Annotated in this window: 6 protein-coding genes; 1 reads left to right on the forward strand and 5 read right to left on the reverse strand. The window is 59.5% G+C overall.

What is annotated here, in order from left to right; genetic code table 11:
* Window positions 1–26 precede the first annotated feature (26 nt).
* The 5 genes from AC3WP7_RS06805 to acs all read right to left on the reverse strand — a co-directional run bounded on the left by AC3WP7_RS06805 (window position 27) and on the right by acs (window position 6,009).
* Window positions 27–1,139 carry a succinylglutamate desuccinylase/aspartoacylase family protein gene (locus tag AC3WP7_RS06805; RefSeq protein WP_093529832.1) on the reverse strand — a complete coding sequence of 371 codons (1,113 nt, stop codon included), beginning with the start codon at window positions 1,137–1,139 and terminating at the stop codon, window positions 27–29.
* Between the two features lies 1 nt (window position 1,140).
* The gene (locus tag AC3WP7_RS06810; RefSeq protein ID WP_092242429.1) at window positions 1,141–1,839 is read right to left on the reverse strand and encodes an ABC transporter permease; all 699 of its coding nucleotides are present in this window, start codon (window positions 1,837–1,839) and stop codon (window positions 1,141–1,143) included.
* Complete coding sequence (locus tag AC3WP7_RS06815) at window positions 1,836–2,525, reverse strand: ABC transporter permease (protein WP_010208305.1); 690 nt, start codon at window positions 2,523–2,525, stop codon at window positions 1,836–1,838. Before AC3WP7_RS06815 ends, AC3WP7_RS06810 begins: the two co-directional genes overlap by 4 nt.
* 91 nt (window positions 2,526–2,616) lie before the next feature.
* Window positions 2,617–3,402 (reverse strand): ABC transporter substrate-binding protein, encoded by a 786-nt coding sequence (locus tag AC3WP7_RS06820; RefSeq protein WP_102592250.1) that lies wholly within the window; start codon window positions 3,400–3,402, stop codon window positions 2,617–2,619.
* Between the two features lie 651 nt (window positions 3,403–4,053).
* A complete protein-coding gene (gene acs, locus AC3WP7_RS06825) occupies window positions 4,054–6,009 on the reverse strand; it encodes an acetate--CoA ligase (RefSeq protein ID WP_078049889.1) in 1,956 nt (651 codons plus the stop codon).
* 413 nt (window positions 6,010–6,422) lie between these two features.
* Between acs and AC3WP7_RS06830 the strand changes: the two genes are divergently transcribed.
* The gene (locus AC3WP7_RS06830) at window positions 6,423–6,692 is read left to right on the forward strand and encodes a DUF2790 domain-containing protein (RefSeq protein ID WP_092242420.1); all 270 of its coding nucleotides are present in this window, start codon (window positions 6,423–6,425) and stop codon (window positions 6,690–6,692) included.
* Window positions 6,693–6,869 lie beyond the last annotated feature (177 nt).

The raw sequence follows: 6,869 nt of genomic DNA on the forward strand, positions 1-6,869 counted from the left end.
CGGTCGGTTCTCACAAAAACAGGTGGTCAGTCGTTGAGCAAGCGCCCGTGACGCAGCGCTTCGCGCCCCGCCACCTTGGCCAGCCAGAAACCCGCTTGGGCATAACGTAGCCGTTCAACGGCAAACAGCACCCCCGAGGTGCCCGCGCAGATCGTGCTGACGCGGTCTTCCAGGGGGTCAATCACTTCAAAAATCGGCTCGCCTTTTTCGACCACATCACCGGCTTTACGCAGGTAACTGATCACCCCGGCATGGGGCGCGAACAACAATTCGGTGCCTTCAAACGGCAGGCCTTCACAGGGCTCGAACTGTGGCGCGGGCCACTCCCCCTTGATCAAGCCCTGCTCAGCGAGGAACGCGAGAATACCTTCGGCGTGAAAGATCGCCTCGTCACGCCCGGTATCGGCCTGACCGCCCAGCTCCAGCGTAGTCGCCAGGCAGGCCAACGGGATTTGCGACTCAGGAAACGCCTGAGACAAACGCAACCACGGCAGCGAACAGGCCTCATCGAACGAACTGCCGCCGGAGTCTTCCGCCAGCAGGCCGACCTTCACATTCAAATGCGCCGACAGCGAACGCCACTGCGGCCAGTGCTGCGGCAGTGCATACATGTGCAGTGCGGCTTCGGCATCGCAATGCAGATCCAGCACCACATCAGCGGTGCAGGCGTGGCTCAGCAAGATGCGCTGCATGCCTTGCAACTGGCTGCTTGGCTCGGGCAACGCGCGGAGTACATCGCTCATCGCTTGACGGATCAAACGCACATTGGCGTGGGGGTCATCACCCAGCTTGCCTTCGAGCAACGCGGCAACCGGCTCGCTCAACTCGACAAAATCACGGTTGAAGTTCTTGCCACTGCCCACCTCGAAACGCCCCTGGTGGCTGCCTTGCAGCAGTTGGCCCAGGCCCATCGGGTTGGCGACTGGCACCAGCTCGATCACGCCATTGAGCGCACCTTGCTGTTCCAGTTCGACGAGGCGCTTTTTCAGCTCCCACGCGGCGCGCATGCCGGGCAATTCGTCGGCGTGCAGGCTGGCCTGGATATAGGCCTTGCGCTCGCCCTTGCCGAAACGGAACACGCTCAGTTGGCGCTCGCAGCCCAGGTGACCCCAGGGCAACCGGTGATCGATACGTTGCATATCAGTGCTTCCGTGGCGCCAGGTAGCTCAGCCAGCGGCGCTCGGCCAACTTGAACAGGCGCACCAGGATGAAGGTCAGGCACAGGTAGAACACGCCTGCGGTGATATAGGCCTCGAACGGCAAGTAGAACTGCGCGTTCACCGTGCGCGCTGCGCCGGTGATGTCGATCAGGGTGACGATGGAGGCCAGGCTGGTGGTCTGCAGCATCATGATCACTTCGTTGCTATACTGCGGCAGCGCACGGCGCAGGGCCGACGGCAGCAGGATGCGGCGGTACAGCTTGTAGCGCGACATGCCCATGGCCTTGGCCGCTTCGATTTCGCCATTGGGCGTGGCCTTGAGGCTGCCGGCAATGATCTCGGCGGTGTAGGCGCTGGTGTTGATCGCGAAGGCCAGGCACGCGCAGAAGGTGGCGCTGGACAGCAGCGGCCACAGGAAGCTTTCGCGCACGGCGTCAAACTGGGCCAGGCCGTAGTAGATCAAGAACAGCTGCACCAGCATCGGCGTGCCGCGAATCACGTAGGTATAGAGCCAGGCCGCACCATTGACGATCGGCTGCTTGGACACGCGCATCAGGCCCAGGGGCACGGCGGCGAGCAGGCCGAAGAACAGCGAGATGGCGAGCAGTTTGAGGGTGGTCACCAGGCCGCCGAGGTACAGCGGCATGGCCTCCCAGATGACGTTGTAGTCGAAGATCATAGATCAGCCGCCCTTACGCCTACCGAGTAGCGCTTCTCAAGATGACGCAGGGCCAGCAACGACACGCTGGTGATCACCAGGTACATCGCCGCCACCGCGAGGAAGAAGGTAAAAGGCTCGCGGGTGGCGTCTGCCGCCTGCTTGGCCTTGAACATCATGTCTTGCAGGCCCACCACCGAAATCAGCGCAGTGGCCTTGGTGAGAACCAGCCAGTTGTTGGTGAACCCGGGGATTGCCAGCCGGATCATCTGCGGCACCATCACCCGGAAGAACACCTGGAAGCTGCTCATGCCATACGCCAGGCCGGCCTCGGCCTGGCCCTTGGGAATGGCCATGAAGGCGCCACGGAAGGTTTCCGACAGGTAGGCGCCAAAGATGAAACCCAGGGTGCCGATACCGGCGGCCAAGGGGTTCAAGTCGATATAGTCGTCGTAGCCCAGCATCGGCGCGACGCGGTTGAGCAGGTCCTGACCGCCGTAGAAAATCAGCAGGATCAGCACCAGGTCGGGGATCCCACGGATCACCGTGGAGTACAAGTCACCCAGCCAAGCCAACCAGCGCACCGGCGACAGGCGTAACGCGACCCCGATCAGACCCAGAACAATGGCCAAGGCCATGGACGACAAGGCGAGCTGAAGCGTCAACCATGCGCCATCGAGGATGACGGCCCCGTAGCCTTTCAACATGATTCAGGTCCTCGAAAAGGGGGATGAAAAAATGGCGCAAACCGCAGGAATTCTGTTGCTTGCGCCATTTGGGACAAATCGCTGCGACGAGTTACTTGGCGTCAGCGCCGTAGATATCGAAGTCGAAGTATTTGTCCTGGATTTTCTTGTATTCGCCGTTGGCACGGATCGCGGCAATAGCTGCGTTGATGCGGTCCAGGTTTTCCTTGTCGCCCTTGCGCACCGCGATACCGACGCCGTCGCCGAAGTACTTGACGTCGGTGAACGCCGGGCCCACGAACGCGTAGCCTTTGCCAGCAGGGGTTTTCAGGAAACCGTCCTGCAGCAGGGTAGCGTCAGCCACGGTGCCATCGAGGCGACCGGCTTCCACGTCCAGGTAGATTTCGTTCTGCGAGCTGTAAGGCACCACGGTGGCGCCTTTCGGAGCCAGGACTTCCTTGGCGAAACGATCGTGGATCGAACCGCGCTGAACACCGATTTTCTTGCCCTTCAATTCATCCAGGCTGTCACTGACGGTAGTGCCTTCCTTCAACACCAGGCGCGCCGGGGTCAGGTAGTAGCGGGTGGTGAAGTCCACGGACTTCTTGCGGTCCTCAGTGATGGACATGGACGACAGGATCGCGTCGATCTTGCGCACTTTCAGCGCCGGGATCAGGCCGTCGAACTCCTGCTCGACCCAGGTGCACTTGACCTTCATCTCTGCGCACAGGGCGTTGCCGATGTCGTAGTCAAAACCGACGATGCTGCCATCCGGCGCCTTCGAGGCAAACGGAGGGTAAGCCGCTTCGATACCAATCTTCAGGGGCTTTTCATCAGCGAAAGCCTGCATGGACAGCATGGACAGCGCCAGGGCGCCCAACAGCACGAGTTTCTTCATCTTGGGACTCCATCGGTATAGGGCAAAACAGCAGTATGAGCCATGGCCCACGATGCGGCGTAAGGGAAACCGAATAGCGGTGCTGCGTCTTACACCGATTCAACACCGGAGACGACGAGCGAGTGATCGGCATTCTAACGACAGGCTGGAAGCCGATATTTCCTCAATGCGACAACAATTTACAGAAGCACCGAGAAAGCGGTTCCAGCTCATTGACAGCCTCTGGATTTTATGCAGAGACAAAAGACATTAAACCTGTAGACGCTGCAAATTGCGGGCCTATTATTCGCAAACCCTTCTGGCACGGCAAGTCTGGCGTTTAATCTTATTTCCAGGGGTGTCTGGAATGGGGTTTTTCGGGGCAGAGGCGTAGCGCATTGCCTCAGGTTTGGGCGCGAGGTTACACATTCAGGGCTCGCGGTAACATTCAGAAACGCCCTACACGAAAAACCGATATTTATTGATCTGCCGCAGATCCCATGTGGGAGGGGGCTTGCCACCGATAGCGGTGGATCAGCGCCAAATATGTCTACTGACACACTGCCATCGGGGGCAAGCCCCCTCCCACATTTGATCTCCATTGGTTTCAAGATCCCACAAAAAAGCCCCACCCGGCTTACACCGGGTGGGGCTTTATCCGACTATCCCGCCTTACGCGACGTTCATGGTCTTGTGGGTCTCGATCAGATGCGCCACCACACCCGGGTCCGCCAGCGTGGAGATATCCCCCAGCCCGTCGTACTCAGCCGTGGCAATCTTGCGCAGGATGCGCCGCATGATTTTCCCCGAACGGGTCTTCGGCAAGCCCGGCGCCCACTGGATCACGTCCGGCGAAGCAATCGGCCCGATTTCCTTGCGTACCCAGTTTTTCAGCTCCAGGCGCAGCGCTTCGTTCGGTTCTTCACCATTTTTGAGGGTGACATACACATAGATGCCCTGCCCCTTGATGTCGTGCGGCACACCCACCACCGCCGCTTCGGCGACTTTGGGGTGAGCAACCATGGCACTTTCGATCTCGGCAGTGCCCATGCGGTGGCCGGACACGTTCAACACGTCGTCCACACGGCCGGTAATCCAGTAGTAACCGTCCTCGTCACGGCGCGCACCGTCACCGGTGAAGTACATGCCACGGAAGGTCTTGAAATAGGTGTCGACAAAGCGGTCATGGTCGCCGTACAGGGTACGCGCCTGGCCTGGCCACGAATCGAGGATCACCAGGTTGCCTTCGGCCGCGCCTTCGATCAGGTTGCCGAGGTTGTCCACCAATGCCGGCACCACGCCGAAGAACGGCCGTGCCGCCGAACCCGGCTTGAGCGCATGGGCCCCCGGCAGCGGGCTCATCATGTTGCCGCCGGTTTCGGTCTGCCACCAGGTATCAACAATCGGGCAACGCGATTGGCCGACATTCTTGTAGTACCAGTCCCAGGCTTCCGGGTTGATCGGCTCGCCCACCGAACCGAGCAGGCGCAGGCTGCTGCCATCGGCGCCTTCACAGGCAGCGGTGCCGGAGGCCATCATGGCGCGGATCGCGGTTGGGGCGGTGTAGAGGATGTTGACCTTGTGCTTGTCGACGATCTTCGCCACCCGGGTGATGTCCGGGTAGTTCGGCACGCCCTCGAACAGCACGGTGGTCGCGCCGTTGGACAGCGGGCCGTAGACAATATAAGTGTGGCCGGTGACCCAGCCGACGTCGGCGGTGCACCAGTAGATTTCGCCCGGGCGGTAGTCGAACACGCGCTCGTGGGTCAGGCCGGCGTACAACAGGTAGCCGCCGGTGGTGTGCTGCACGCCCTTGGGCTTGCCGGTGGAACCGGAGGTGTAGAGGATGAACAGCGCTTCTTCGGCGCCCATCTCTTTGGGCGCACACACGGTGCCCGCCACTTTCATCAGGTCTTCGTACCAGATATCGCGATGCTGGTTCCACTTGATCTGGCCATTGGTGCGCTTGCACACGATGACCTTCTGGATGCTGCTGGTTTCCGGGTTGGTCAGGGCGTCGTCGACGTTGGCCTTCAGCGGAATCTTCTTACCGGCACGGATGCCCTCGTCAGCAGTGATCACCACCTTCGACTTACAGTCGATGATGCGACCGGCCAGGGCCTCCGGCGAGAAACCGCCAAACACCACGGAGTGAATCGCACCGATGCGGGTACAGGCCAGCATGGCCACCACGGCTTCGGGAATCATCGGCATATAGATAGTCACCACGTCGCCACGGTGCACATCCTGGCCACGCAGGGCGTTGGCGAACTTGCAGACTTCTTCGTGCAGCTCGCGGTAAGTGATGTTGCGGCTCTCGGCAGGGTCGTCGCCCTCCCAGATGATCGCGATCTGGTCGCCACGCTCGGCGAGGTGACGGTCCAGGCAGTTGTAGGAAACGTTCAGGGTGCCATCGGCGAACCACTTGATGTCGACGTGGTGATCGTCGAAAGAGGTCTGCTTCACCGTGGTGAAAGGCTTGATCCAGTCAAGACGCTTGGCTTGCTCGCGCCAGAAGCCATCGGGGTTGACCACCGACTGCTGGTACATGGCCTTGTAGGTCGCCTCGTCGGTCAGCGTGTTGGCTGCTACTTCGGGGCGAACGGGGTACAGGGAAGCCGCACTCATCTTTCTTACCTCGGTGACATAGTTGTTTTTGTATGGCCCTGTTGTAGCCGGGGCAGCCCTATAGAACCATTCGACGATGGTAGTAACAAGCCCCTACAAATTGCCCTGATATCTCCGTTTGCGGCTCTGGCCCGCGGGCTGTGGCGCTTTGCGGCTTTGTGAAAAAAGCTTTACCACCGGATTGTTACAAAAACCGCCAATAGTGTTTATCAAAAGCACGGGTATATGAATATAACCCGGGAGCCTAAAATCACTTCCGCCAACACGGCACTTTAGTTAAATACAGCAGTGATTAACAACGCAACAGCCCCCACGAAGGCAACGTTAATCCGAACTTCCCAACTCTTGAGTTACACACGTGGCCTCACAAGGGCCCCGTGACCCCTTTCGTCCTGAAGAAGGTAAATAGAGAAATGAAAGCTTTAGTAGTTATGGCCCTCAGCAGCTTGTGCGCCACCGCCGCCCTGGCCGACGAAGCCCCGACTGACGTAGCTGGCAGCAACCCTCCGATCGTTGAAGACTACACTTACAGCACCCATCTGGACGTGGCAAAAGTACTGTCCATGAGCAGTATTCCGGAAGTGTGCGAAGTTGTACCGGTGAAGATGGAATATGAAGACTCGCAGGGCCAGCGGCATATTCTTAATTACCACGTGATGGGCAATGGTTGTTCTAACGGTTAATCACTTGGTTAGTTTGAACGTATTCGCCGCAAGAAATCGTTCTTGCGGCAAAGCACCGACCGCGCCCAAATGTGGGAGGGGGCTTGCCCCCGATAGCGCTGGGACTGTCAGATTTTTTGTGTGCGGGCCGGTAACGGCCTGCCGTCAGGCAGGCCCTAATTCTCACCAGGTTGGCCT

The organism is Pseudomonas sp. FW305-3-2-15-C-LB1 (genome assembly GCF_058787615.1).

What these genes read in the sequence shown, in the direction of transcription:
- AC3WP7_RS06810 (WP_092242429.1), bottom strand. Translation starts at nt 1,839, where the DNA reads ATGATCTTCGACTACAACGTCATCTGGGAGGCCATGCCGCTGTACCTC.
- AC3WP7_RS06830 (WP_092242420.1), top strand. Translation starts at nt 6,423, where the DNA reads ATGAAAGCTTTAGTAGTTATGGCCCTCAGCAGCTTGTGCGCCACCGCC.
- AC3WP7_RS06820 (WP_102592250.1), bottom strand. Translation starts at nt 3,402, where the DNA reads ATGAAGAAACTCGTGCTGTTGGGCGCCCTGGCGCTGTCCATGCTGTCC.
- acs (WP_078049889.1), bottom strand. Translation starts at nt 6,009, where the DNA reads ATGAGTGCGGCTTCCCTGTACCCCGTTCGCCCCGAAGTAGCAGCCAAC.
- AC3WP7_RS06815 (WP_010208305.1), bottom strand. Translation starts at nt 2,525, where the DNA reads ATGTTGAAAGGCTACGGGGCCGTCATCCTCGATGGCGCATGGTTGACG.
- AC3WP7_RS06805 (WP_093529832.1), bottom strand. Translation starts at nt 1,139, where the DNA reads ATGCAACGTATCGATCACCGGTTGCCCTGGGGTCACCTGGGCTGCGAG.